The organism is Erwinia sp. GW821-FHT03D09 (assembly GCF_059420805.1).
This window is the reverse complement of the sequence record NZ_JBWKUK010000001.1, coordinates 272,876-296,752: the sequence shown is the minus strand read 5'-3', so window position 1 is coordinate 296,752 and position 23,877 is coordinate 272,876. Positions and strand designations below refer to the sequence as shown.

Sequence of the window (23,877 nt, the reverse complement as noted above, 5' to 3'; positions counted from 1 at the left end):
TGATAACCGGCTATTTTTCCGCTAGATCGTACAGCAGCGCCTCCGGGGCGCAGCAACCCGCTTAGCAGGCTGGGGCGGGGTGACGATCGACCAGCCAGGGAGTACGCAGTGAACAGTACCGCGGCCATTGATATCCATGCATTAATCAACCGTAATGCATTAAGCCGTTACCAGAAGTGCGTCATTGCACTGAGTTTTGCCGTTGTCGCCATGGACGGGATGGATATTGCGCTGATAGGTTTTATCGCACCGGCGCTTAAAACGGCGTGGGGTGTCAGCAATCATCAGTTGGGTGCGGTCATTAGTGCTGCTCTGATTGGCCTGGCGCTGGGCGCGATGTTTGCCGGACCGCTGGCTGACCGGTTTGGCCGGCGAGTGATGATTATCAGCAGCGTGTTTTTCTTTGGCCTGTGGACGCTGGCAACCGCATTTTCGCAGAACCTCGACCAGCTAATGTTGTTCCGCTTTCTCACCGGCTTAGGGCTTGGGGCTGCGATGCCTAATGTCGGTACTCTGGTGGCGGAATATTCCCCCGAGCGTAAACGTGCTTTCCTGATCACCGTAGTGTTTTGCGGCTTCACCTTTGGTGCAGCCAGCGGAGGCTTTGCCGCATCGTGGCTGATTCCTAACTACGGCTGGCATTCGGTACTCATTCTGGGCGGCGTTTTGCCGCTGATAATTGTGCCGTTCTTACTCCGCTGGCTGCCTGAATCCGTGCGTTTTATGATGACGCGCAATGCCCCAGCCTGGAAAATTCGCCGGATTGTCGAAAAGATGCACCCTGGAATGACGACCGATCGCTGCCATTTTGCCCTCAGCGAAATAGCCACGACCGGCGGAGCCGTACGTCTGGTGCTGTCCCGACAGTATCTGTTTGGCAGCGTGATGCTGTGGGGCAGCTACTTTATGGGGCTGTTCCTGGTCTATCTGATCGGCAGCTGGCTGCCGACGCTGGTCAAAGACATTGGCATGACGGTCACCCAGGCCGCGCTGGTCACGGCGATGTATCAGGCGGGAGGTACGATTGGTTCTCTGTTTGCCGGTTGGGTAATGGATCGCTTTAACGCCAATCTCGCGCTGGCGGCAATCTATTTCACCGGTGCGATTGCCACCGTATGCATCGGCTATGCACCGGCAGACGTTTTGGTGCTGAGCACTATCGCTTTTTGTAGCGGCTTCTGCCTTAACGGAGCGAATACCGGAATGAATGCGCTGTCCGCCAGCTACTATCCAACGCGTGCGCGTGCCACCGGTTCCAGCTGGATGCACGGAGTGGGGCGTGTCGGGGCGATCATCAGTGCTTTTGCCGGTGCGCAGATGTTGTCGATGGGATGGAATATTACCGATGTCTTTTCCTTCCTGGCGATCCCGGCGGTGCTGACCACCCTGATGCTGATGGCAAAATCGCGTTATGGTTACCGGCCATAGCAGGGTATAACATCTGCTTCGCGGCCGCAGGCTAACGAAATCAGGGGAGACAACGCCCCTGATTTCGTCTGTAAATATCGAAATTTCTCGTACTCCCCACCCTCTATCTCTTCATTTTTTACCTGCCTGATAAAAAAATATCTGACGCTTTTTTTTGGCTGCCTGTGCACCAAATTGGTTAGCTGCTGCATTAACTCGTTCTATTTGCGTCGTCCCGCATTGTTACGACTTAAATATCCTTAAACCACCTCCGCCAGGAGGTGGTTTATCTTATCTACTGCAGGCGGCTGTCCTGCACTATCGTAAAGCGCCCCGGTCCCAGCAACATGACCGCCAGCGCCCCAAACAGATACAGTGCTTCTCCCTCCAGCGCCCAGGCACCGACTGAGGTGCGGTCCCAGAATGCGCCGGTTTTCACCAGCAGCGTGGCGACCACCAGGTTAATCACAATAATGAACGCCGCAGGACGAGTCATCAGCCCGATAATCATCATCGCCGGGGCCAGAACCTCACCAATATAGACACCGTAAGCCACCAGCCCGGGAATGTTATGAGCCTGCAACAGCCCGGCGATCCAGCCTACTCCGTGCTGTAGCTTAAATACGCCATGAAACAGCAGCAGTGCGCCCAGCGAAACGCGCAGCACCAGCCTGCCCAGATCGGGGCGATCGCTGAGCCGGGTAAAACCGTTATTAAGCGAGGAGAACATAAGTGAAGTCCTTAACGTTATGAGGAAATGCTCGGCGGCAAAAGGCGTGCGCCGCAGGCTGGCGATGGTGACATACGTCAGGATCGGCCTCCTATTAGCATAATCTGCAAATCAATTTTCACCAGCCGGGGGCGAAACGTAACTGACCTGCCAGGCTCATTTTTCTGTGCTAAGGACCGTTTCATCATGGGAAGAAAGCCACGCCACCAGCTCATCCAGCAGCGGTGGGGCTTCCTCTGCCGGACGACGAATCAGACTGTAAACCGCGCCGGTTTTCACTCTGCCGCTGAATGGCGCAACCAGCCGCTGCATAGCCAGATCTTCCGCAATCAGCGTTACGTCCGCCACCGTCACGCCGTAGCCCTGTATGGCTGCGCTAATCGCCAGATCCATAGTGGCGAAATGCTGATTGCGCTGCATGGCAATGGACATCTGCTGCGATTTCAGCCACAGCTGCCAGTCGCGGCTGTCGGCGGTGGGATGCAAAAAAGTCATGGCGGTCAGTGTAGCGGCATCTGCGGAGCGCGAAGTCAGCAGGCCACCTGCGAGCACCGGCGTCAGCTCCTCCTCGAACAAACGCAGGCCGCGCCCGCTGCTGCCGTAAAGGATCGCAGCATCATAGTGTTCAAGCAGAGTGCTGTGATCGACGGTGGTAGTCAGCGAAACGTGCAGTTCGGGTCGCAGTTTCTCCAGCGCTACCAGCTTCGGCAGCAGCCAGCGCATGGCGCAGGTTGGTGCCTTAAGCCGAATCACCGCCTGCTGTCTGCTGGCCTGCGCGGCGTCGAAAATCTGCTGATAACCAGCCTGTAGCGCGGGGAGCAGGGCGGAACCCTGCGGCGTCAGGCGCAGCCCGCGCGCGTGGCGATCGAACAGGCTGAAGCCCAGCCAGGATTCCAGCGAAGCGATCTTACGGCTGACGGCCCCCTGAGTGATGCACAGCTCCCCGGCGGCACGGGTCAGATTGAGGTGGCGTGCGGTGACAATAAAAGCGTGAATGGCGTTCAGCGGCAGCGGACGCTGGGACATAGGTACACCCTGAGCTATGTTTAAAAGTCATAGCTATTATGACAACAATTCGCTTGTCGCCTCAAGCCGCGCCACGTTGAATAGCATAAGCAAATTCACCCGACGGTTTACCCTCTGACTGGAGCTTCCATGACTATCACCTCTTCGGTGCAGCAGCGCTCAAAATTACCCGATGTCGGCACCACCATTTTCACGGTGATCGGCCAGCTTTCCGCGCAGCATAAGGCGATTAACCTTTCGCAGGGCGCGCCAAACTTCCCCTGCGACCCGGCACTGGTAGCGGGCGTCAGCAGGGCAATGCAGCAGGGCCATAACCAGTATGCGCCGATGACCGGCGTCACGGCTCTGAAGCAGATTCTGGCGGAGAAAGTCGAAACGCTTTACGGCCAAAAATATGATGTCGCCAGCGAAGTGCTGATTACCGCCAGCGCCAGCGAAGGGCTGTACTCGGCGATTGCCGGGCTGGTGCATCCGGGTGATGAAGTGATCTTCTTCGAACCCGCCTTCGACAGTTATGCGCCCATCGTTCGCCTGCAGGGCGCAACCCCAATCGGCCTGAAGCTTCAGGTACCGGACTTCGCCATTAACTGGGATGAAGTCAGCGCGGCGATCACCTCGCGTACCCGGATGATTATCATCAATACGCCGCACAACCCAAGTTCACAGGTGCTGAGCCGCGAGGATCTTGACCGCCTTGCCGCACTGACCCGCAATACCAATATTGTGGTGCTCTCCGACGAAGTTTATGAACATATTCTGTTTGATGGCCGCAAACATAACGGCATGGCAACCCATCCCGAACTGGCGCAGCGCAGCGTGATCGTCTCCTCCTTCGGTAAAACCTTCCACGTGACCGGCTGGCGCGTGGGCTATCTGCTGGCTCCGGCCGAGCTGATGGAAGAAGTGGTGAAAGTGCATCAGTTTATGATGTTCTCTGCCGATACGCCGATGCAGGTGGCGTTTGCCGACTATCTGCAACAGCCGGAAAATTATCTCGGTTTAGGCGCTTTTTATCAGCAGAAGCGCGATCTGATGGCCTCTCTGCTGAAGGATTCGCCGTTTACCCTGCTGCCGTCCGCCGGATCGTTCTTTATGCTGGCCAGCTATGCGGATTTCAGTGACGAAACGGACAGTGAAATGGTACAACGTCTCATCGTTGATTACGGTGTGGCAACTATCCCACTGTCGGCGTTTTATACCGATGGAACCGACAATAAATTGATCCGTCTCTCTTTCGCAAAAGACGAAGCCACCTTGCAGGCCGGCGCGCGCGCGCTCTGCCAGGTCAAGCCTCGCTAATCAAAAATCATAAGGGGAAGTGAATGAAGAAATTGAATGCGCTGTTTGTGGCAATTGGCCTGCTGACATCCGTCTCCGCGCTGGCGCAGGAAACGCTGCGTTACGGTCTGGAATCTCAGTATCCGCCGTTTGAAAGCCGCAACGCGTCAGGTCAGCTGGAAGGGTTTGATATCGATCTGGGCAACGCTATTTGCCAGGCCGGTAACTTCAAGTGTAGCTGGGTGGAGAGCAGCTTTGATGCGCTGATCCCGGCACTGTCGGCGAAGAAGTTCGACGCCATCAACTCGGCGATGAATATCACCGAAGCACGCGCGAAGAGCATCGGCTTCACTAAGCCTATTTACCGTATTCCAAGCATGCTGGTGGGTAAAACCGACGCGGGCCTGAAGGATGCGACCCCGGAAGCGCTGAAGGGCAAGAGCATCGGCGTTCTGCAGGGTTCTATTCAGGAAACCTACGCCAAGCAGTACTGGGAGCCGAAGGGGGTGACTGTAACCTCCTATCAGGATCAGAACCAGGTCTATAACGATATGGTTGCCGGCCGTCTGGACGGTACGCTGGTGATGTCTGCTGCGGGCCAGTCTGGTTTCCTCGATAAGCCACAGGGCAAGGGATTCGGCTTTATCGGCAAGGCGGTTGAGGACGATACGATTCTCGGCACCGGTATTGGTTTCGGTCTGCGTAAGGACGATACCAAGCTGAAGGGCGAGCTGGATGCGGCGATTACCAAGGTGCAGACCGACGGTACGATCACCAGGCTGGCAGCGAAGTATTTCCCGGGTATTGATGTTTCTGTGAAGTAAGCCCATTAAACCTCCGGCATGCCGCTTTGCGAGATGCCGGAGAGTGAGCATTTATCTGGCCGTTATCCTTGGTGATGGCGGTTTTTTTTGCGATGAAATTCAACCCCAGCGACTTGTTGCGGTGACACTGGCGATCGGCGTGCAGCTTCCGCGACAGTCGGGCGGTCCTCGCGCCGCCTTGCGGTACCTTCGGTTACAGCAGTGTGCCTGTCGGACCGGCCTGGTGCGGGCGTCCTGCCCGCGCCAGGCCTGATGTCAGCATCCCTGCTGCCATCTCCTGGCCCACCGCCTTCACCTCAGTGCTGCGGATTACCCGTCAGCCGCGGAGGCTGCGCGCCTGTGGGCAATCTGCTCGCTGCTTAAAATAGCGTGATCGCAGATATATTCCCAAGTTCCGGGCACTTCAATTCTGTAATGAACCGGTGTTTTCTGTGAAACCTATCAGCAAGGCTTAAATATCAAAGAGTGATTTCTTTTCACCAGATGTCGATGTCTTAATTACTGAATTGTGATTTTTTCATTTCCAGCCAGCAGACACTTATGCAGCAAAGCAGGCGGGCAGGTGGCTTACTGAAGGGCCATCCGCAGCGCTGAACGGAGAGAGGAAGCCCGGATTTGCCCACACGGACGTAGGCAAAAGACGCAGCCGCGCAGGACGCGCGTCTGCGGCGTTCCGTGAGGCTGACGAACGAAGAGAAGGCACAGCGAAGCTGCGCGAGGACCGGCCCGGCAGGAAGACACCCGCCCACCAGCGTCAGCACCCAACTCACAGGCAACATACCCAGTCCACCAGCGTGGACACTAAACTCACCGGCAACACACCCAGCTCATCCCTACTGACAGAAACTGTCACCCGCCAACGCTATCCTTCCCGACATCAAACCAACCCACGAAATCAAAGGAAATCACCATGAACGCACTCAACTACACCATCCTCTACGTCGAAAACCCGAAAAAAAGCGCTGAATTCTACCAGCGCCTGTTCCAGACCGAACCGGTGGTGACGGAGGACATCTACTTCATGTTCGTCCTGCAAACATTGATACATAAGCGGGCAGAGTCTGCCCGCTAACCGGCTTACTTAACGAAAGGACGCGCCGCCAGCAGGCAGATTTTCTCCGCCAGCTCATAGGACTTCACAAACGAGGGAATCGGCAGAAACTCAAACTTCGAATGGAAATTATGTGCGCCGGTAAAGAAATTCGGCGTCAGCAGGCCTTTCACCGACAGTGCCGCGCCATCGGTGCCACCGCGCATCGGGATCACCTTCGGCTCCACGCCAATCTCCTTCAGCGCTGCAAAAATCAGATCGATTGGCAGACGATCTTCACCGATGGCGTTGCTGATATTGCTGTAGGTATCGCTGATGCTGACGTCAACGCGCCCGGTCGGGTAACTTTTACGAATAATCTCCGCCACATCGTGGATCTGCTGCTTGCGTCCGGCGAAGCTTGCCAGGTCAAAATCGCGAATTGATGCTTTTAACACCGCTTCGCTGGCGTTAGCATGCATATCGTTAAACCAGGTGTAGCCTTCGCGGCCCTCGGTATGTTCAGGCGTTTGCTGGCGATCGAAGTGGCCAATAAAATCCCATGCCATCAGCAGCGGGTTGACCAGCACGCCCTTGCCGGACATCGGGTGCGCGGTCACGCCTGTCAGGCGAATCTCCGCCGCCGCCGCGTTAAAGTTCTCATACACCACTTCACCCAGCTCGCAGCAGTCAATGGTATAGGCAAAATCCACATTAAAGCGGGTTTCCAGATCCAGCGCCTTCGCGCCGCGCAGCCCGATCTCTTCATCCGGCACAAAAGCCATCACGATATCGCCAACCGGGGCATCGGCAGGCAGCTGCTCCAGCAGCGTCATCGCCACGGTAACGGCGGCTTTGTTGTCCGCGCCCAGCACCGAGGTGCCGTCGCTGAAAATAATATCCTGGCCGATATAGCCATTGATTTCCGGGTGCTCAGCGGTGCGCAGCCAGATGTCCTGCTCCTTATTCAGACACAGGTCTTTACCCTCAAAACGCAGCGTCTGTGGATGAATATGCGGCGACAGGCCAACATCGACAGTATCAATATGGGTGATAAAACCGATTCTCGGCGCACCCGGCGTATTCCCCGGCCGGACGGCGGTCACGGTCGCGAACTCATCAATCACCACGTCCTGTAAACCCAACTGGGTTAGCTCTTCCGCCAGCAGGCGAGCCATGTCGTGCTGTTCGGGCGTACTGGGCAGGATGGTGGCAGCGGCATCGCTCTGGCTGGTGACTGCCAGATAGCGGTAAAAACGGTCGGTCAGCTTCTGCGCGAGGGAGTCAGTCATCAAAATTCCTTAATCGTTGCTCAGCATATTGCTGTATTTATGTAATATTTATTACTCGGATACTCTCTGGTTTTACGCACCACCCCCTGACAATGTCAAATAAAAAGCGAGGATGGAGATGAAGAAATCGGTACTGGGCACGCTGTTAACGGCGTTGGCAATCTCAATGGCCTCCGCGGCATCGGCAAAAACACTGGTGTATTGTTCTGAAGGATCGCCGGAAAACTTTAACCCGCAGCTCTACACCTCCGGCACCAGCGTGGATGCCAGCGCGGTGCCGGTCTACAACCGGCTGGTGGACTTTACGCCGGGCACCACGGAGCTGATCCCGAGCCTGGCGGAAAGCTGGGATATCTCTGAAGATGGCACGGTGTATACCTTCCATCTGCGCAAGGGCGTCAAGTTCCAGAGCAACAAAGCGTTTAAGCCCACGCGCGATTTTAATGCCGATGATGTGATCTTCTCGTTTATGCGCCAGAAAGATCCGGCCAACCCCTACCACAACGTATCTAACGGCACCTATGCCAACTTCGAAAGCCTGGAGTTTGGCTCGCTGCTGAAAAATATCGAGAAGGTGGACGATCACACCGTGCGCTTTACGCTTGCTCATGCCGAAGCGCCGTTCCTCGCCGATCTGGCCTGGTACTTTGCCTCGATTCTCTCAGCGGAATACGCCGACGCGATGCTGAAAGCCGGTACGCCGGAGAAAGTGGACAGTGTGCCGATCGGCACCGGTCCGTTCGAGCTGGTGCAGTATCAGAAGGACTCGCGCATTCTCTACCGCGCCTTCCCGGAATACTGGCAGGGCAAGGCGAAGCTTGACCGTCTGGTGTTCAGCATCGTGCCGGATGCCTCAGTGCGCGCCGCCAAGCTGGAGAAAAACGAGTGTCAGGTGATGCCGTTCCCCAATCCCGCTGACCTGAAGCGGTTGGGTGAAAACCCGAATATCACTCTGGAGCAGAAAGCCGGGCTGAATACCGGGTTCCTCGCTTTCAACACCCGGAAAGCGCCGATGGATAACGTCAAAGTGCGTCAGGCGCTGACGCTGGCGATCAACAAACCGGCGATCGTTGATGCGGTATTCCAGGGGACCGGTACTGCCGCGAAAAACCTGCTGCCGCCGGGCGTGTGGAGCGCCGCCGAAGATATGCAGGACTATGCGTACGACCCGGAAAAGGCCAAAACACTACTCAAGGAAGCGGGTATCGCCCCGGGCACCAGCGTTGAGCTGTGGGCCATGCCGGTTCAGCGCCCGTATAATCCGAATGCCAAACGTATGGCGGAAATGATTCAGGCGGACTGGCAGAAGGTCGGCATCAAAGCCACTATCGTCACCTTTGAGTGGGGCGAATACCTCAAGCGGGTGAAAAACGGCGAGCATCAGGCGGCGCTGATGGGCTGGACCACCGCCACCGGCGATCCGGATAACTTCTTCGGCCCGCTGTTTAGCTGCACCTCGGCTAACGGCGGTTCGAACTCGTCGAAGTGGTGCTATAAGCCGTTTGACCAGCTGATTACTCAAGCCCGCGCCGAGCAGAACCATGAGAAACGCGTGGCGATGTACCGCGAGGCGCAGCAGATTATGCACGATCAGGCCCCGGCGGTGATGATTGCCCACTCAACGATCTTCGAACCGGTGCGCAAAGAGGTCAGCGGCTATGAGGTTGATCCGTTCGGCAAACATATTTTCTATCCGGTGGATATTAAATAATCGTTAAAAGTCGTAGCGCGTTCTTATGCGTTCATCCTGCTGTTTCAGCTCATGCTGAGCAAATGCCAGGAACAGCGCCAGCGCGGCGGAGTGTGGGCGGCCAATCGCGGTTTGCACCTGTAGCGAGCGCTGGCTAAGCTGTTCGCTGCCGAGCGACTTCAGTACCAGGCCCTGTTCTTCGGCCTGGTACATCACCGTAAACTGGCTGCAGATGGTGATGGCCTGCGGCGTGCTCAGCAGGAAGGAGTAGAGCGTGCTGAAGTTATTACAGGTCAGAGTGGGTTCCACAAAGGTGCCGCTCATCCGGCAGGAGAGATCGAAAAGCTGACGTACCGTGGTGCCCGCATCCGGCAGCGCCAGCGGCCAGGCCAGCAGGTCGGACAGCTGAATCCGCTGATGTGCCAGCGGGTGATTTTGCTGCATCACCAGCAGAACCGGTGCAGGCCAGGCGGCCACCACATCCACACCGCGCTCCGGGTGCAGACTGAACTGAAAGGCGACGTCGCATTCGCCGCGCCGAATCACTTCCGCTACCTCCAGCGCGCTGCCCACCGTCAGATGGAAGCTGACTCCCGGATGCAGCAGGCGGAATTCGGTAAACAGTACCGGCAGCAGGCTGAACGCCATGCCGTCGGTACAGGCCACGCGTAGCGCGACGCGGCGCACGGCCTTCAGTCCCTTAATCTCCGCAATGGCGTGTTCCATATCCATCATGCTTTTCCGCACGTGGTTCTCAAATATTTGCCCGGCGTCGTTCAGTACCATGCCGCGCGCATGGCGCTCAAACAGCGGTGCCCCGACTCTGGCCTCCAGCCGCTGGATCTGGCGACTGATGGCAGAAACGGCAACGAACAGCTGCTGGCTGGCGGCGCTTAACGAGCCGCTGCTGGCAACGGCCAGAAAATAGCGAATTTCAGTGCTGTGCATAGCGATGCTCTTTAACGGTGCGCGATCGGTGATGGTGCAGATGAACATTGCTTTTAAAGCAAGTCTCGTTTGTTATTTTGATAATTGTGGCAAAGCTGAATATTAGCTTAGATGGAGTGATAACAACATCGATCCGCGAAAGAGATCGTTAAAACGCAAACCAACACATAACTACGGAAAAAGTCTATGACAGCTGAACAGGCAGTAGCCCGCGCGACGGCGTATTTTGACAGCGGGGAGTTTAAGCGCGTGCTGGCGAAGCGCGTGGCGATACGCAGCGAAAGCCAGCGCGACGATCGTGACGAAATTATCCAGCGCTATTATGACGAAGAGATGATCCCGGCGATGCAGGGGCTGGGGTTTACCTGTCAGCAGCTGCCGAATCCGCAGGCACCGGCGCGTCCGTTCCTGCTGGCGACGCGTATTGAAGCCCCCGCGCTGCCGACCGTGCTGTGCTACGGCCACGGCGACGTGGTGTTCGGCGACGATGAAAACTGGCGCAGCGGGCTGGACCCGTGGCAGCTGGTGGAAGAGGGCGACCGCTGGTACGGGCGCGGCAGTGCCGATAATAAGGGCCAGCACTCGGTCAATATCGCCGCGCTGGGGCAGGTGATTGCCGCGCGCGGTTCGCTGGGCTTTAACTGCAAGTTTCTGTTTGAAATGGGCGAGGAAGTGAGCTCTCCCGGTCTGGCGCAGCTGTGCCGCGATCGTCAGTCAGAACTGGCCGCCGATATCTTTATCGCCTCCGACGGCCCGCGCCTGAACGCAGAGCGCCCGACGCTATTTCTGGGATCGCGCGGGGCGGTGAACTTCCGTCTGAGCATTCACGCCCGCGACCGCGACTACCACTCGGGCAACTGGGGTGGCCTGCTGACCAATCCCGGCACTCAACTGGCGAACGCGCTGGCCTGCCTGGTCAATCAGCACGGTCAGCTGCAGGTTGCCGCGCTGAAGCCGCCGGCCATCAGCGCAGCGATTAAGGCTATTCTCGATGATATTAACGTGGGTGAAGGTGATGGTCCGGCTATCGATCCCGCCTGGGGTGAAGCGGGGCTGACGCCGACCGAGCGGCTGTACGGCTGGAATACGCTGGAGGTGCTCAGCTTCCTGACCGGCAACCCGGCGCGGCCGATGAACGCCATTCCCGGCAGTGCCACGGCGGTATGCCAGCTGCGCTTTGTGGTGGATACCGACTGGCAGCATATCGGTGAGCACCTGCGCGAACATCTGGATCGCCACGGTTTCCAGCAGGTTGAGGTTGAAGTGCTGCGCGGTTCCCCGGCTACCCGGCTCGATCCGACCGACCCGCTGGTCGGCTGGGCGCTGGGACTGATGGCGAAAATCAGCGGCAAAAAACCGGCGCTGCTGCCGAATCTGGGCGGTTCGCTGCCGAATGATGTCTTTGCAGATATTCTTGGCCTGCCAACGCTGTGGGTGCCGCACTCTTATCCGGCCTGCGGCCAGCACGCGGTGGATGAGCACATGCTGAAGTCCATCGCGCGGGAAGGATTGCAGATGATGACCCGCCTGTTCTGGGATCTGGGTGAGCAGGGAACCGCGCTTCTTGCCCGTCATCAGGCCCATCGTGCGCAGGGAGGTGCAAAATGAGCACCGTTGCCCAAACTCCGACGACGGTAAAGCCGAATCTGTACAAAACCCTGTTTGCCACCTGCGTCGGTAACGCGCTGGAGTGGTTTGATATCGCGGTTTATGGTTTTTTCGCCAGCTATATCGCCCATGCATTTTTCCCAACCGAAGATCCGTCTGTATCGCTGCTGCTGACCTTCGGCAGCTTCGGGGTGTCGTTCCTGATCCGCCCGCTTGGCGCAATTGTGCTGGGTGCCTACGCCGACCGCGTCGGGCGCAAGAAGGCGCTGCTGCTGTCGATTATGCTGATGATGGTTGGTGGGCTGATCATCACCGTAATGCCGACCTACAGCAGCATCGGGTTGATTGCACCGATTATGATCCTGCTGGCAAGGCTGATTCAGGGCTTCTCGGCCGGCGGTGAGTTCGGCAGCTCCACCGCGTTTCTGGTTGAGCATTTCCCGGAGCGCCGTGCCTTTATCGCCAGCTGGCAGTTCGCCACCCAGGGGGCCAGTACGCTGATGGCGTCGGCGTTTGGCCTGGGGCTGACGGCCTGGCTGACCGAAGCGCAGATCCAGGAGTGGGGCTGGCGTATTCCGTTCGCCTTCGGCCTGCTGATCGGTCCGGTGGGGCTGTATATCCGTCGCCATGTGCATGAACCGGCCAGCTTCGTCGGCCAGGAAAAACACGCCGCGCCGTTGAAAACGTTGATGGGCCAGCAGAAAAACCTGCTGCTGCTGGCAATGGGGCTGATGGTGATCTCCACCGGCGTGAACTACATGCTCAACTACGTGCCGACCTACGCCACCAAAAACCTGCATCTGCCGGGCTCTACGGCGTTCACCGCCACGCTGGTGGCCGGGATTATTCTGACGGTGGTGACGCCGCTGATGGGGCTGTGGGCGGAAAAGGTCGGGCGTTTGCCGCTGATGTGGGGTTCGCTGATCATGCTGGCGGTGACCATTTATCCGGCGTTTCTGCTGGTGGTCAATCACACCAGCCCGACCACACTGATCCTGCTGGTCGGCTGGATGGCGCTGCTGAAATCGGTCTATTTCTCCACGGTGCCGTCAATGATGGCCGATCTGTTCCCGATGACCACCCGCGCGAGCGGTATGGCTATCAGCTATAACGTGGCGGTGACGGTGTTTGGCGGCTTTGCGCCGCTGATCTGTACACTGCTGATTGGCATGACCGGCAGCAGTCTGGCGCCAAGCTACTACCTGATGTTGCTGGCCCTGTTCAGCGCGGTGGCGCTGTTCTACAGCCAGCGCCAGGTACGCTATTCGCCGTTATAATGTGACATTGTCACTAATCGTGCCATAACGCCTCGCGCACCTTCACTGCGCGAGGCAACAATCCCAGTGCATAAAAGCGGTCGGCGATGGTCTGCTGTTCGCAGATCACCGCCAGATCCATGCGTTTCGTCTGATGGCTGCGGCGCATTTGTCGTGAGGTGAAGCTGGCCGCCGCAGGTTGCCGAACATGCTGAAAGCGTTGCCCGCCAGCTGCTGGCTGCCTCGCCATGAGCTGACCGATTCCGGGCGTTCAGGGGCAATTTGCGCAATTTTAACGCGCAGTATTCCGCGTCGTGTGGCCTGAAAATTGGCCCGACGGAGCTGGAATGCCGCGCCTTCTACAAAATCTGCATTTTTTACTCCAGGCTTGCTCAGCGGTAAGGTATAGTCCGCTTTTTTGCACGGGGGTAACATGCTGACCAACTCAACGACACGTCTTAACAAATACATTAGCGAAAGCGGGATTTGCTCTCGCCGCGATGCCGACCGCTTTATCGAACAGGGAAATGTTTTCATTAACGGCAAGCGCGCCACGGTGGGTGACCGGGTGTCGGACGGTGACGTCGTCAAAGTTAACGGTCAGCTGATTGAACCGCGCGATGCTGAAGATCTGGTGCTGATTGCGCTGAACAAACCGGTGGGTATCGTCAGTACCACGGAAGACGGCGAGAAAGACAACATTGTTGATTTCGTTAACCACAGCAAGCGCATTTTCCCCATCGGGCGACTGGATAAAGACTCGCAGGGGCTGATCTTCCTGACCAACCACGGCGACCTCGTGAATAAGATCCTGCGCGCCGGTAACAACCACGAAAAAGAGTATCTGGTAACGGTGAACAAACCGGTTACCGAAGAGTTTATTCGTGGTTTAGGTGCCGGAGTACCGATGCTGGGAACGGTCACCAAAAAGTGCAAAGTCAAAAAGGAGTCTACCTTCGTCTTCCGCATCATTCTGGTTCAGGGGCTCAACCGCCAGATCCGCCGCATGGCCGAGCACTTCGGTTATGAAGTCACCAAACTGGAACGCACGCGCATTATGAACGTCAGCCTGAAGGGCGTGCCGCCGGGCGAATGGCGCGATCTGACCGACGATGAGCTGATTGACCTGTTTAAGCTGATTGAAGACTCCAGTTCGGAAGATGCCCCGGCCAAAAAGTCACTGCCGAAATCCACCCCGAAGAAAAAACCTGCTGGAGCGAAACCAGGGGCTAAACCTGGCGAGAAAAGCGCCGGAGGGGGAGCGGCTGCCGGACGCAAGCGTTTTGCTCAGCCGGGGCGTAAAAAGAAAGGGCGCTAGGAACGATTTCAGCGTTTCTGCCACGATGAATACCCGCTGTTAACCGTACAGCGGGAATCTGATGCCATGCCCGGACGCGAAATTTGCGCTAAAGCTGGCCCGTGGTGCCTCAGGCCGATTGTTGTATCACCAGCTGGCCGGAAAGGGTGATGCGCTGGGTTTGCAGCTCCGGCTCTTTCAGTTTGCGCATGATCAACCCCGCCGCCTGGCGACCGGTCTCCTCGCTGGCTGAGGAGACATAGGTAAACGACGGCGAGGTGAGATTGACATGCAGCATATCCTCAAAGCCAATCAGCGCCACCTGCTGGGTAAGGAACACGTCCTTGCCGATGGTGCGGCCCACCTGATGAATACCGCCAATTGAACCAATCATCGCCGTAGGTGAATGGCAGAGCAGCGCGGTAATGGTGTTGTTTTTCTCCAACAGCTGGCGCGTTGCCAGACCTACCGATTCGGTGCTGTCCAGGCAGGCCGGTGTGAACTCATCGCGCAGCGCCAGCCCGCTCTGTTTCAGCGCGCTGTGCATGCCCAGCAAACGCTGGTGACGCACCCGATCGTTTTCCATTCCACCGATATAGGCTATGTTGCGGTGCCCGCGATCGATAAGATAGCGGGTGGCCTGGCTGGCCGCCTGACGGTTATCGCGCATCACCAGATTACACGGCTGCTCCGGCAGCGACTGAGACACCACTACCAGCGGCAGCGGACACTGGCATATTTTTTCCGGCAGGCGGTTGCTGGTGGCATCGCTGGCAAGATAGACCACGCCCGCCACGCCCTGCTGTTTAAAAGAGAGCAGGCAGCGCTCAAGATGCGCCTGGTCATCCTGCGGCTGGCCGAGAAACACCATAAACCCCTGGCGCTCCAGCTCTTTAACAATGCTGGCCATCACCTTAATCGAAAAGCTGTCGCTGAAGTCCCGCAGGATCAGACCGATCAGGTTTGAGGTGTTTGCACGCAGGTTAGCTGCCGCCACATTGTGCACGTAGCCCAGCTCATTGATTGCCGAGTGAACGCGTTCGATGGTCGCTTCGGAAATTTTTCCCTTCTGGCGCAGCACCAGAGACACGGTTGAGACGGAGACACCCGCCAGTTTAGCGACATCAATAATGCTGACCTTTTTCAAACGCGCTCCCTGAAATCCCAGAATAATCAGTCGGAAAGAGTAAAGCCTCCTGTACGAATACGGGAGGCTTAGCTACCTTAACAGCACCGGGCTATTTGCCAAGGGTTGTTGACATGGCCTGAGCAATAAATTGCGCACGTGCGCCGAAAATAACCTGAACGCCTTTGTCGCCAACAAACACAACGCCGCGTGCACCAACGCCGTTTAATCCTTCTTTATCTACGCGATCGCCATTCAGTACTTCGATACGCAGACGAGTAATACAGGAACCGACGGAATCGATATTTTTCGCGCCGCCCAGCAGGCCGATAATTTCACTAACCAGTTCGTCATCGGTTTTACCGCTGGCGCTGGATGACACTTCGGTCCGGCCCGGTGTTTTCACGTCAAAGCGGCGGATGACAAAGCGGAAAGTGAAGTAATAAATCAGCGCCATCGGCACGCCAATCATCACCGCGCTGAGGAAGTTGGTCTGATAACCGTTAAACGACGGCAGAATACCGAAGGAGATGTAGTCGATCAGCCCGGCAGAGAAGGACTTGGCGATATGCGCATGCAGCAGATACATGCACATGTAGGCCAGACCAGCCATGATGGCGTTGAAGACGTAAAGAATCGGCGCGACGAAAATAAAGGTGAATTCAACCGGTTCGGTAATGCCCGTCAGGAAGCAGGTCAGCGCGGCGGAGAACAGAATACCGGCGGCGATTTTTTTGTTTTTGGTGTGCGCTTCATGATACATCGCCAGGCAGGCCGCGGGCAGTGCAAACAGCATCAGCGGGAATTCGCCCTGCATAAACTTACCGGCATTCTGGTAGGTGCTGCTGCTGAATGATTTGGTGCCTTCTTCCAGCATTTTGAACCAGATTGTCTGGTCGCCGTGGATCACCTGACCGGCCTGCGTGGTGTAGTCACCGAACGAGTACCAGAACGACGGATACCAGATATGGTGCAGGCCAAGCGGGATCAGCGCACGTTCCACCAGGCCGAAAATAAAGGTTGAGGCGGCCTGATTATCGCCGTTAACGATCACCGACAGAGCATCGATCCCCGCCTGAATATGCTGCCAGACATAGGGCAGCAGCAGACCGAGAATAAACGACATAAACGCGGTAGCGATGGCGACAAAGCGCTTGCCGGAGAAGAAGCCAAGAAACTCCGGCAGCTGTAACGTATGGAAGCGGTTATAGCACCAGGCGGCGAGAATACCGCAGATCAGCCCGCCGAATACGCCCATTTGCAGGGTGGGAATACCCACCACCATGGCATATTTCCCGCCCTGCGAAGCCATTTCTGGCGTGATCGACAGTACGGTACCGATAGTAATGTTGGTAATAAACACCGAAACGGCGGCGGAAAGGGCAGCGATACCCGATTCCGACGCCAGGCCAACTGCCGAACCAATCGCAAACAGCAGCGGCAGGTTGTCGAAGATCACGCCGCCCGCATTCATCATCAGCGGCAGGTGGAATTTATCACCGAATGCCAGCAGCAAACCGGCGGCAGGCAACAGTGAGATTGGCAGCATTAGCGCGCGGCCAATCATCGACAGCTTTGATAACGATTTAATAAACCCTGATAACAGCCTCATCCCGATTTCCCCCGATTACCGACCATTATTCTGTGCACATTGTGGACTATTATTGCGAGTAGAACGTTTTAGTAGAACGTTCTACTTATCGTGAAAGAAGGTGCCGAGTTGTGCAACAGAATTCAGAATTTCAGGCACAGGAATTTGTGATTGTTTGAAGGCGATCAACTTCCGCAATAAGAGAATGACAGCATGCTATAGCGAGCTTTTTTGGTAAGCTGGTTTCGGACCTGGTTCAGGTTATTGATTGCTAAACGATAAGGGATTATTGAATGCATAAAGTCACGCTACTGCTTTTCTGCACGTTGTTAGCCGCCTGTACGCCGGCCAACAAAACCCGCCAGGGAGTAATGCCATCGCCGATTACGGTTAAACGGCCTGTTTACCCGGCTATCGCATTTAAACAACAACTTACGGGCGATGTCATGCTGTCGTACGATGTTGACGCTGACGGCAATGTGATTAATCCGGTGGTGGTGTCTGATACGGCCAATGGCGTGTTTAACAGAGAAGCGTTGAATGCCATTTCGGGCTGGAAATATGAACCCAACAAGCCGTATAAAGGCATGACAAAAAAAATCAAGTTCATGATAAACCGAAAGTAATCTTCGTTGTCTTGCCGGGCATTGCTGCCCGGCAAGGTCGCTGGGAACCGGCAATAAAAATTACTTATCCAGTGACCAGGTTGCGCTGCTGACGTCCACTTTCACCGGCAGCAGACCTATCTGGGTAAACTTATCCGCCAGCGCCTGCTGTTCAGCAAATACCTGCGCGGTCATGCGTTCTGCGCCGTACGGCATTCTCGCCAGCGCCCGCTGCCAGATCGGTTCCGGCAGTCCGGTCGAGGTCGAGAGGATCTTCGCCGCCTCCTGCGGATGACTGTTCGCCCACAGGCTGAGCGTGCCTAACTCATCCACCACCTGTTTCGCAGTTTGCGGCCAGGTATCGGCAAATTTGCGGCTGGCAAGATAGAAGGTGTAGTGCGGTACCAGCCCTTCGGCGTTTCTCACCAGCCGCGCTTTGGCGTTGGTTTCCACCTCAGAGAGGAACGGGTCCCAGATCACCCAGGCATCCACCGCACCGCGCTGGAAGGCGGCACGGGCATCCGCCGGTGGCAGATAAACCGGGGTGATATCCTTATAGCTCAGCCCGGCATCTTCCAGCGCGCGAACCAGCAGATAGTTAACGTCCGAGCCTTTGTTCAGCGCCACGCGCTTGCCTTTCAGGTCGGCAACCGATTTCACCGGGGAATGCTCGGGAACGACAATCGCTTCCGTTTTTGGGTTTGCCGGGGAGTGGCCGAGGTACACCAGATCGGCTTTCGCCGCCTGGGCAAAGGTTGGCGGGGCATCGCCCGTGGCGGCCAGATCGATGCTGCCGACGTTTAGTCCTTCCAGCATCTGCGGACCGGCAGGGAATTCAACCCACTTCACTGCGATCCCCTGTTTTTTAAACTGTTCATCCAGCGTGCCGCGATATTTCAGCAGAGCAAAAATGTTGGCTTTCTGATAGCCGATGTTCACCGTTTCCGGCAGTTTTTCCGCCGCATTCACCGAAATGCTGGTGGCAATCACCAGACTGCTAATCAGGCCGCTAAGAAGTGCTTTGTTCATGATATTCCCCAAAGAGATAAGCGCTGTCTGAAAAACATATCAAAATGCATGAAGGTGGCTTAACGAGTTGATCTGATAACGATATGCAGCGGGAACATAACGACGTGTAAGCGCACAGCGGTGCCGCAGGAACAGCCCGGAGGAGAAAGAATGCGGCGATGCGGAAGTGACATCCAGGAGCTGAAACACTACAGCGGTGTATCAGAAATATGAAGATGGAAGGGCATCACGCTGCCTGACAAACACGCGATGCGAGATCAATGCAAAACTGACAGGCGGCGTCCTGCGAGTGAAGACGCCGCCGGGTCAAATCGGTTACTGATATTGCAGATAGGCAACGTGGGTTTGCAGATATTCCTCCAGGCCGTGACGCCCGTCGGCACCGCCAATGCCGGATTTACGCCAGCCGGCGTGGAAGCCCTGCATTGCCTCGAAGTTTTCGCGGTTGATATAGGTTTCGCCAAACTTCAGCTGCTTCAGGGCCTGCATGGCGGTATTCAGGTTTTGCGTGAAGATCGACGAGGTCAGACCGTATTCGCTGTCGTTAGCCAGCGCGATAACTTCATCGAAGGTGCTGAACTTCATAACCGGCAGCACCGGGCCGAAAGTCTCTTCCTGCATGATGTTCATCTTTTGGTTTACGTTGGTCAGCAGGGTGGGTTCAAAGAAGAAACCGGTGCTGCCCGCGCGCTTACCGCCGGTGACCACCGTCGCGCCTGCCACAACTGCATCGGCCACTTTCTGCTCCACGCGTTGCAGAGCTGCTGAGGTAATCAGCGGGCCCATATCAAGCCCTTTCTGCGTGGCAGGATCGCCAAATTTCACCTGCTCAAACGCGGCGGTCAGGCGCTTAACCACCTCATCATAAACGCCTTCCTGCACGTAGAGCCGCTCGGCGCAGTTGCACACCTGCCCGGTGTTGATCATACGTGAAGCGACGATGGCCTTCACCGCAAGGTCCAAATCCGCATCATTCATCACGATAGCCGGTGCCTTGCCGCCCAGCTCTAATGACACTCTGGTGACGTTTTGCGCCGCCGCTTTCATGGTAGCAATCCCGGCGTTCACGCTGCCGGTCAGGCTGACCAGACCCACTTTCGGGTTGGCCGCCAGCTCCTGGCCGATTACCGGGCCGTAGCCGGTCACGAGGTTAAACACCCCGGCGGGCAGGCCGATCTCATTGACGATCTCGGCAAAGATAATGGCGTTGTTCGGCGTCAGTTCGCTGGGCTTGGTCACAATAGTATTGCCGGTCAGTAGCGCCGGGGCCGCCTTGCGGGCAATCAGGAAGAACGGGAAGTTCCACGGCAGGATACCGGTGGTGACGCCAATGGCTTTTTTGAACACCAGAATATTTTCCTGCGGACGATCGCTCTGCACGATCTCACCTTCATAGCGGCGGGCCCACTCGGCCATATAGTCGAGGTAGTCGGCGGTAAAGAACACTTCCGTTTCCGCCAGTTCCTGGGTTTTACCGCCTTCAGCAACGATCGTTGCGGTCAGTTCCGCCGCGCGCTGCCGCACGCCTGCGGCGATTTTACGCAGCCAGCTACCGCGCTCGATGGCCGGCAGCGCTTCCCAGCCCGGCTGAGCCAGCGCTGCGGCGTCGATGGCCCGTTGCGCATCTTCAACGCTGCCTTCAGGAATGCGTGACAGCAGCGCTTCGGTGGCCGGGTTGATCACATCTATCCAGCGGTCGGAACGATTCTCGACAAACTGACCATTGATATACATTTGTTGCTGAACTGGGTTCATGGCGGGTTCTCCGTGACGCATTTTTTATCGGTGTGTTAATTAACAGCGGAATAACTGTTACAGGTCTTAGAAAGTGCAACAGCTGTGGCGCAATCACCTTGAACTGGCTGCCAGCAATGAGAGCCGGGTGGCAAAAACGAAAAGAAGCAGCTGACCGATCTGGCATTTTTCATATTTAATGATAAATATTAGTAACTTAACGTAAAACCCGAGTGAATGCAGTGGCCGGGCATCAGATAAGCGAATTGTGATCGAGGTCGGCTGAAGGCGCTGAATTTTGCCAGATCTGCCACCGGTGGGGCAGCCAGCGTAAGGTTGCACGGTGGCGCTTATCCGTAGACTCCTTCGTCATACAGGGCAAACAACAACGAAGGAAAACAAAATGAGTGAAGCCATTCTCTCGGGTATTCTCTGGCATCTGGTCGGGGCGGCCAGCGCCGCCTGCTTTTATGCTCCGCTAAAGAAAGTCCGCAACTGGTCGTGGGAAACCATGTGGTCAGTAGGCGGGGTGATGTCGTGGATTATCCTGCCGTGGGCGATCAGCGCCACGCTGCTGCCCAGTTTCTGGGGCTACTACAGTTCGTTCTCTCTCTCCCAGCTGATGCCGGTGTTTCTGTTTGGCGCGATGTGGGGCATCGGTAACATTAACTACGGCTTAACCATGCGCTACCTCGGCATGTCGATGGGCATCGGGATCGCCATCGGTATTACGCTGGTGGTCGGTACGCTGATGACGCCGCTATTACAGGGGCGCTTCGTTGAGCTGTTCAGTTCCACCGGCGGTCGTTTGACGCTGCTGGGTGTGCTGGTGGCGCTGATTGGGGTGGCGATTGTTTCCCGCGCCGGGCTGCTGAAAGAGCGGGCGATGGGCATAGCGGCGGAGGACTTTAACCTGAAGAAAGGCCTGGTGCTGGCGGTGCTGTGCGGCATTTTCTCCGCCGGTATGTCATTCGCGATGGATGCGGCCAAACCGATGCATGAAGCGGCCGCGGCTGCGGGTATCGATCCGCTGTACGTGGCGCTGCCGAGCTATGTGGTGATTATGGGCGGCGGGGCGCTGATCAACCTCGGCTACTGCTTTATTCGCCTGGCAACCAAATCTAACCTGTCGGTTAAAGCCGACTTCTCGGTGGGAAAACCGCTGCTTATCGCCAACATCGGATTGTCGCTGCTCGGCGGGACGATGTGGTATCTGCAGTTCTTCTTCTATGCCTGGGGCCATGCCCGCATTCCGGCACAGTACGATTTCGTCAGCTGGATGCTGCATATGAGCTTCTACGTGCTGTGCGGTGGTCTGGTGGGGCTGTTGCTGAAGGAGTGGAGCAACGTCGGGCGCAGACCGGTTCGCGTGCTGAGCGTCGGCTGTGTGGTGATTATCCTTGCAGCCAATATCGTCGGGATGGGAATGGTGTCATAGCGTTGTCGTGACGTTGTCACAAAAGACTGGCCGCTGGGTCAGCCTTTTGCATCATGTAAGCGAAGCGCCTCGCTGCTGCTGAGAAAGCGCTGGCGCCAGGCGCTGGGGGTAAAGCCGGTTTCGCGAGTGAACACCACTGAGAAATAGTTGCTGTCATCAAACCCGCAGCGCGAGGCCACTTCACCAATCAGCAATTCGCTGCTGCGCAGCAGGTATTTCGCCTGGCACAGCTGAAGCTGGCGGAGATAGTGGCCGATAGTCATGCCGGTTTGCTGGCGGAACAGCTGCTTAAGTGCCCGTTCAGACAGGCGATGCTGTTGGCAGAACGTGACCAAATCGAACGGGCTGGCGATATGGCCCTGAAGAGCCGCCATCAGCAGATCCAACTGTTCACCTTCCGGCAGCTGCCACGGCAGATCGGAGGCATAACGGTGGCGTTTTAATATCAGCGCCAGCTGTAAAAACAGCGCTTCCGTCAGCTGACGTGACAGCAGATCGCTTTTACGGCTTTCCACTTCCAGCTGCTTAATCACTCCACGTGCCAGTGCCATACCCCGCGTGGTCAGCCGCCAGCATCCCTCGTTACGGGCCGGCAGCAGCTGCGGCCAGTCCAGCGCCAGCTGGAAGCGTTCCGGGCAATAGATAATATTATCCAGCACCAGATCCTGCACCGACTCGTAGCTGTGGCAGTCATCGGCATGCAGATAAAAAATATCGCCGCAGGTTACTGGCCAGGGGCGGTCATTCATCACGTGCAGGCCGTTACCGCGCCAGACCAGCACAATTTCATTGAATTCGTGAGCGTGGGGCGGAAAGGAGGGCTGCGGCGTGCGCTCGGCAACCGCAACCGGCATCTGTTCAGCGGGAATATAGTCGGCTTTGGCCAGCCGCAGAGGGGCAGTCACCATGCATGTCCTTTTCAGTCATTTTGCCGCAGTGTACGCGGAGAGCAGCCAAACTCCCGTTTAAACAGCGTAGAAAAGTGATTACTGTCACCAAAACCGCAGTGGAAGGCAATATCCGTCACCCGCATTTCGCTGTGGCGCAGCAGATGGCGTGCCTCCAGCAGGCGCAGGCGGTTGAGGTAGCGCTGCGGCGTACTGCCGGTCTGCTGCTTCAGCTGGCGATGCAGCGTGCGCAGGGAAAGTGAAAAGCTGTCCGCCAGATTTTCCCAGTCAACCTCTTCACTGTAATGGTCGGCCAGCCAGTCGAGCAGCGCGCGCAGGCGGCCGTCCTGATCGTCGCCCTGTGCCGCGCTGCGGCCCTGATGCAGCAGCACCAGCAGCTGCATAAAGCGCATCTCCTGTTCCGCCTGCCCGACAATGCCCGCAGGTGAGGGCGAAGCGACCAGTCCCTCAATCAGCTGCCTTGCCTGCGCCAGCACCTTATTGCCGATACGCCAGTGCGACGGATAAACCCCGTCATGCTCGGCGGGCAGCAGGTGCTGAAACCCGGTGAGAAAACGGAACGATTCCGGCCCGCGATACAGCACGTTGGTCAGCGTGAGATTCTCCGTTTGCTCATACATATGGCGGTCATGATTACGCACGAAGCAGACGCAGCCGCTGCACAGCGGCTGCGACTGGCCGTTGAAAACGTGGATGCCGGCACCCTGTTCAACGATTACAATTTCGTGGAAGTCATCGTGATGATGTTCCGGGAACGCCCCCTGCGGCGCTCGGGGTTCGATAGCAACCGGGTTGTGCCCGGAAGGGAAGAAATCGGCGCTGTGTAACACGGTCATGATGGATTCCTCGTAACATGCCAGCAACAGAGTGTACGAAGCCGTGAGCGCTACCACCTTGAATTTTTGACAGTAAATTTCCGCCATGGCGCTTATTTTTAAAGAAATGACCGGAAACATTGAGAAATGCGGCAGGTATCACATCCCGCTCTGCAAACGGCCCGGGATGCGAAAATGTGAACTGCTTCACGTTCATCTTTGCCATCTTGCCAGCAGGGGAAATG

At 56.8% G+C, this 23,877-nt stretch carries 21 protein-coding genes; 10 read left to right on the top strand and 11 right to left on the bottom strand.

Features of this window, described 5'->3' with window-relative positions:
* Window positions 1-108: 108 nt before the first annotated feature.
* Window positions 109-1,428 carry an MFS transporter gene (locus tag AC07U6_RS01580; RefSeq protein ID WP_494762770.1) on the top strand — a complete coding sequence of 440 codons (1,320 nt, stop codon included), beginning with the start codon at window positions 109-111 and terminating at the stop codon, window positions 1,426-1,428.
* 274 nt (window positions 1,429-1,702) lie between these two features.
* On the opposite strand, the gene AC07U6_RS01575 is transcribed toward AC07U6_RS01580, so the two are convergent.
* Both AC07U6_RS01575 and AC07U6_RS01570 read right to left on the bottom strand, forming a co-directional pair.
* Window positions 1,703-2,137: a DoxX family protein gene (locus AC07U6_RS01575; RefSeq protein ID WP_494762769.1), complete on the bottom strand. Its 435-nt coding sequence runs from the start codon at window positions 2,135-2,137 to the stop codon at window positions 1,703-1,705.
* 156 nt (window positions 2,138-2,293) lie between these two features.
* On the bottom strand, window positions 2,294-3,163 hold the full coding sequence (locus AC07U6_RS01570) for a LysR family transcriptional regulator (RefSeq protein ID WP_494762768.1): 870 nt from the start codon (window positions 3,161-3,163) through the stop codon (window positions 2,294-2,296).
* Window positions 3,164-3,292: 129 nt separating this feature from the next.
* Here AC07U6_RS01570 and AC07U6_RS01565 point away from each other — a divergent pair, with 129 nt between their 5' ends.
* The 3 genes from AC07U6_RS01565 (at window position 3,293) to AC07U6_RS01555 (ending at window position 6,337) form a co-directional block, all read left to right on the top strand.
* Window positions 3,293-4,462: a methionine aminotransferase gene (locus tag AC07U6_RS01565; RefSeq protein WP_494762767.1), complete on the top strand. Its 1,170-nt coding sequence runs from the start codon at window positions 3,293-3,295 to the stop codon at window positions 4,460-4,462.
* Between the two features lie 23 nt (window positions 4,463-4,485).
* The gene (locus tag AC07U6_RS01560) at window positions 4,486-5,265 is read left to right on the top strand and encodes a transporter substrate-binding domain-containing protein (RefSeq protein WP_494762766.1); all 780 of its coding nucleotides are present in this window, start codon (window positions 4,486-4,488) and stop codon (window positions 5,263-5,265) included.
* A gap of 910 nt (window positions 5,266-6,175) precedes the next feature.
* Window positions 6,176-6,337 (top strand): hypothetical protein, encoded by a 162-nt coding sequence (locus AC07U6_RS01555; RefSeq protein WP_494762765.1) that lies wholly within the window; start codon window positions 6,176-6,178, stop codon window positions 6,335-6,337.
* A gap of 5 nt (window positions 6,338-6,342) precedes the next feature.
* Here AC07U6_RS01555 and pepT read toward each other — a convergent pair whose 3' ends face one another.
* A complete protein-coding gene (pepT, locus tag AC07U6_RS01550; RefSeq protein ID WP_494762764.1) occupies window positions 6,343-7,587 on the bottom strand; it encodes a peptidase T in 1,245 nt (414 codons plus the stop codon).
* A 118-nt stretch (window positions 7,588-7,705) separates the two neighbouring features.
* On the opposite strand from pepT, the gene AC07U6_RS01545 reads away from it, so the two are divergent.
* Window positions 7,706-9,298, top strand: coding sequence for an ABC transporter substrate-binding protein (locus AC07U6_RS01545; protein WP_494762763.1), 1,593 nt, complete (start codon window positions 7,706-7,708; stop codon window positions 9,296-9,298).
* A 3-nt stretch (window positions 9,299-9,301) separates the two neighbouring features.
* On the opposite strand, the gene AC07U6_RS01540 is transcribed toward AC07U6_RS01545, so the two are convergent.
* Window positions 9,302-10,225, bottom strand: coding sequence for a LysR family transcriptional regulator (locus AC07U6_RS01540; RefSeq protein ID WP_494762762.1), 924 nt, complete (start codon window positions 10,223-10,225; stop codon window positions 9,302-9,304).
* A 186-nt stretch (window positions 10,226-10,411) separates the two neighbouring features.
* Between AC07U6_RS01540 and AC07U6_RS01535 the strand changes: the two genes are divergently transcribed.
* Window positions 10,412-11,833, top strand: a complete 1,422-nt coding sequence (locus AC07U6_RS01535) for a M20 family metallopeptidase (RefSeq protein WP_494762761.1) — start codon at window positions 10,412-10,414, stop codon at window positions 11,831-11,833.
* Window positions 11,830-13,110: an MFS transporter gene (locus AC07U6_RS01530; RefSeq protein ID WP_494762760.1), complete on the top strand. Its 1,281-nt coding sequence runs from the start codon at window positions 11,830-11,832 to the stop codon at window positions 13,108-13,110. Before AC07U6_RS01535 ends, AC07U6_RS01530 begins: the two co-directional genes overlap by 4 nt.
* A gap of 13 nt (window positions 13,111-13,123) precedes the next feature.
* On the opposite strand, the gene AC07U6_RS01525 is transcribed toward AC07U6_RS01530, so the two are convergent.
* Entirely contained in the window at window positions 13,124-13,339 is a 216-nt protein-coding gene (locus AC07U6_RS01525; RefSeq protein WP_494764594.1) for a hypothetical protein, read from the bottom strand.
* 183 nt (window positions 13,340-13,522) lie between these two features.
* On the opposite strand from AC07U6_RS01525, the gene rluF reads away from it, so the two are divergent.
* Window positions 13,523-14,407, top strand: coding sequence for a 23S rRNA pseudouridine(2604) synthase RluF (gene rluF / locus AC07U6_RS01520; protein WP_494762759.1), 885 nt, complete (start codon window positions 13,523-13,525; stop codon window positions 14,405-14,407).
* 109 nt (window positions 14,408-14,516) lie between these two features.
* On the opposite strand, the gene AC07U6_RS01515 is transcribed toward rluF, so the two are convergent.
* Both AC07U6_RS01515 and AC07U6_RS01510 read right to left on the bottom strand, forming a co-directional pair.
* Window positions 14,517-15,533 (bottom strand): substrate-binding domain-containing protein, encoded by a 1,017-nt coding sequence (locus AC07U6_RS01515; RefSeq protein WP_494762758.1) that lies wholly within the window; start codon window positions 15,531-15,533, stop codon window positions 14,517-14,519.
* A gap of 91 nt (window positions 15,534-15,624) precedes the next feature.
* Window positions 15,625-17,124, bottom strand: a complete 1,500-nt coding sequence (locus AC07U6_RS01510; protein WP_494762757.1) for a PTS transporter subunit EIIC — start codon at window positions 17,122-17,124, stop codon at window positions 15,625-15,627.
* Between the two features lie 272 nt (window positions 17,125-17,396).
* Between AC07U6_RS01510 and AC07U6_RS01505 the strand changes: the two genes are divergently transcribed.
* The gene (locus AC07U6_RS01505; RefSeq protein ID WP_494762756.1) at window positions 17,397-17,729 is read left to right on the top strand and encodes a TonB family protein; all 333 of its coding nucleotides are present in this window, start codon (window positions 17,397-17,399) and stop codon (window positions 17,727-17,729) included.
* 60 nt (window positions 17,730-17,789) lie between these two features.
* On the opposite strand, the gene AC07U6_RS01500 is transcribed toward AC07U6_RS01505, so the two are convergent.
* Window positions 17,790-18,737 carry a sulfonate ABC transporter substrate-binding protein gene (locus AC07U6_RS01500; RefSeq protein WP_494762755.1) on the bottom strand — a complete coding sequence of 316 codons (948 nt, stop codon included), beginning with the start codon at window positions 18,735-18,737 and terminating at the stop codon, window positions 17,790-17,792.
* A 315-nt stretch (window positions 18,738-19,052) separates the two neighbouring features.
* The gene (gene aldA, locus AC07U6_RS01495; RefSeq protein WP_494762754.1) at window positions 19,053-20,492 is read right to left on the bottom strand and encodes an aldehyde dehydrogenase; all 1,440 of its coding nucleotides are present in this window, start codon (window positions 20,490-20,492) and stop codon (window positions 19,053-19,055) included.
* Between the two features lie 382 nt (window positions 20,493-20,874).
* Here aldA and rhaT point away from each other — a divergent pair, with 382 nt between their 5' ends.
* Window positions 20,875-21,909 (top strand): L-rhamnose/proton symporter RhaT, encoded by a 1,035-nt coding sequence (gene rhaT, locus AC07U6_RS01490; protein WP_494762753.1) that lies wholly within the window; start codon window positions 20,875-20,877, stop codon window positions 21,907-21,909.
* A gap of 38 nt (window positions 21,910-21,947) precedes the next feature.
* Here the strand turns inward: rhaT and rhaR are convergent, their stop codons facing one another.
* Together rhaR and rhaS are read right to left on the bottom strand one after the other, a co-directional pair.
* Window positions 21,948-22,817, bottom strand: a complete 870-nt coding sequence (gene rhaR, locus AC07U6_RS01485) for an HTH-type transcriptional activator RhaR (protein WP_494762752.1) — start codon at window positions 22,815-22,817, stop codon at window positions 21,948-21,950.
* Between the two features lie 11 nt (window positions 22,818-22,828).
* Entirely contained in the window at window positions 22,829-23,653 is an 825-nt protein-coding gene (rhaS, locus tag AC07U6_RS01480) for an HTH-type transcriptional activator RhaS (protein ID WP_494762751.1), read from the bottom strand.
* Window positions 23,654-23,877 lie beyond the last annotated feature (224 nt).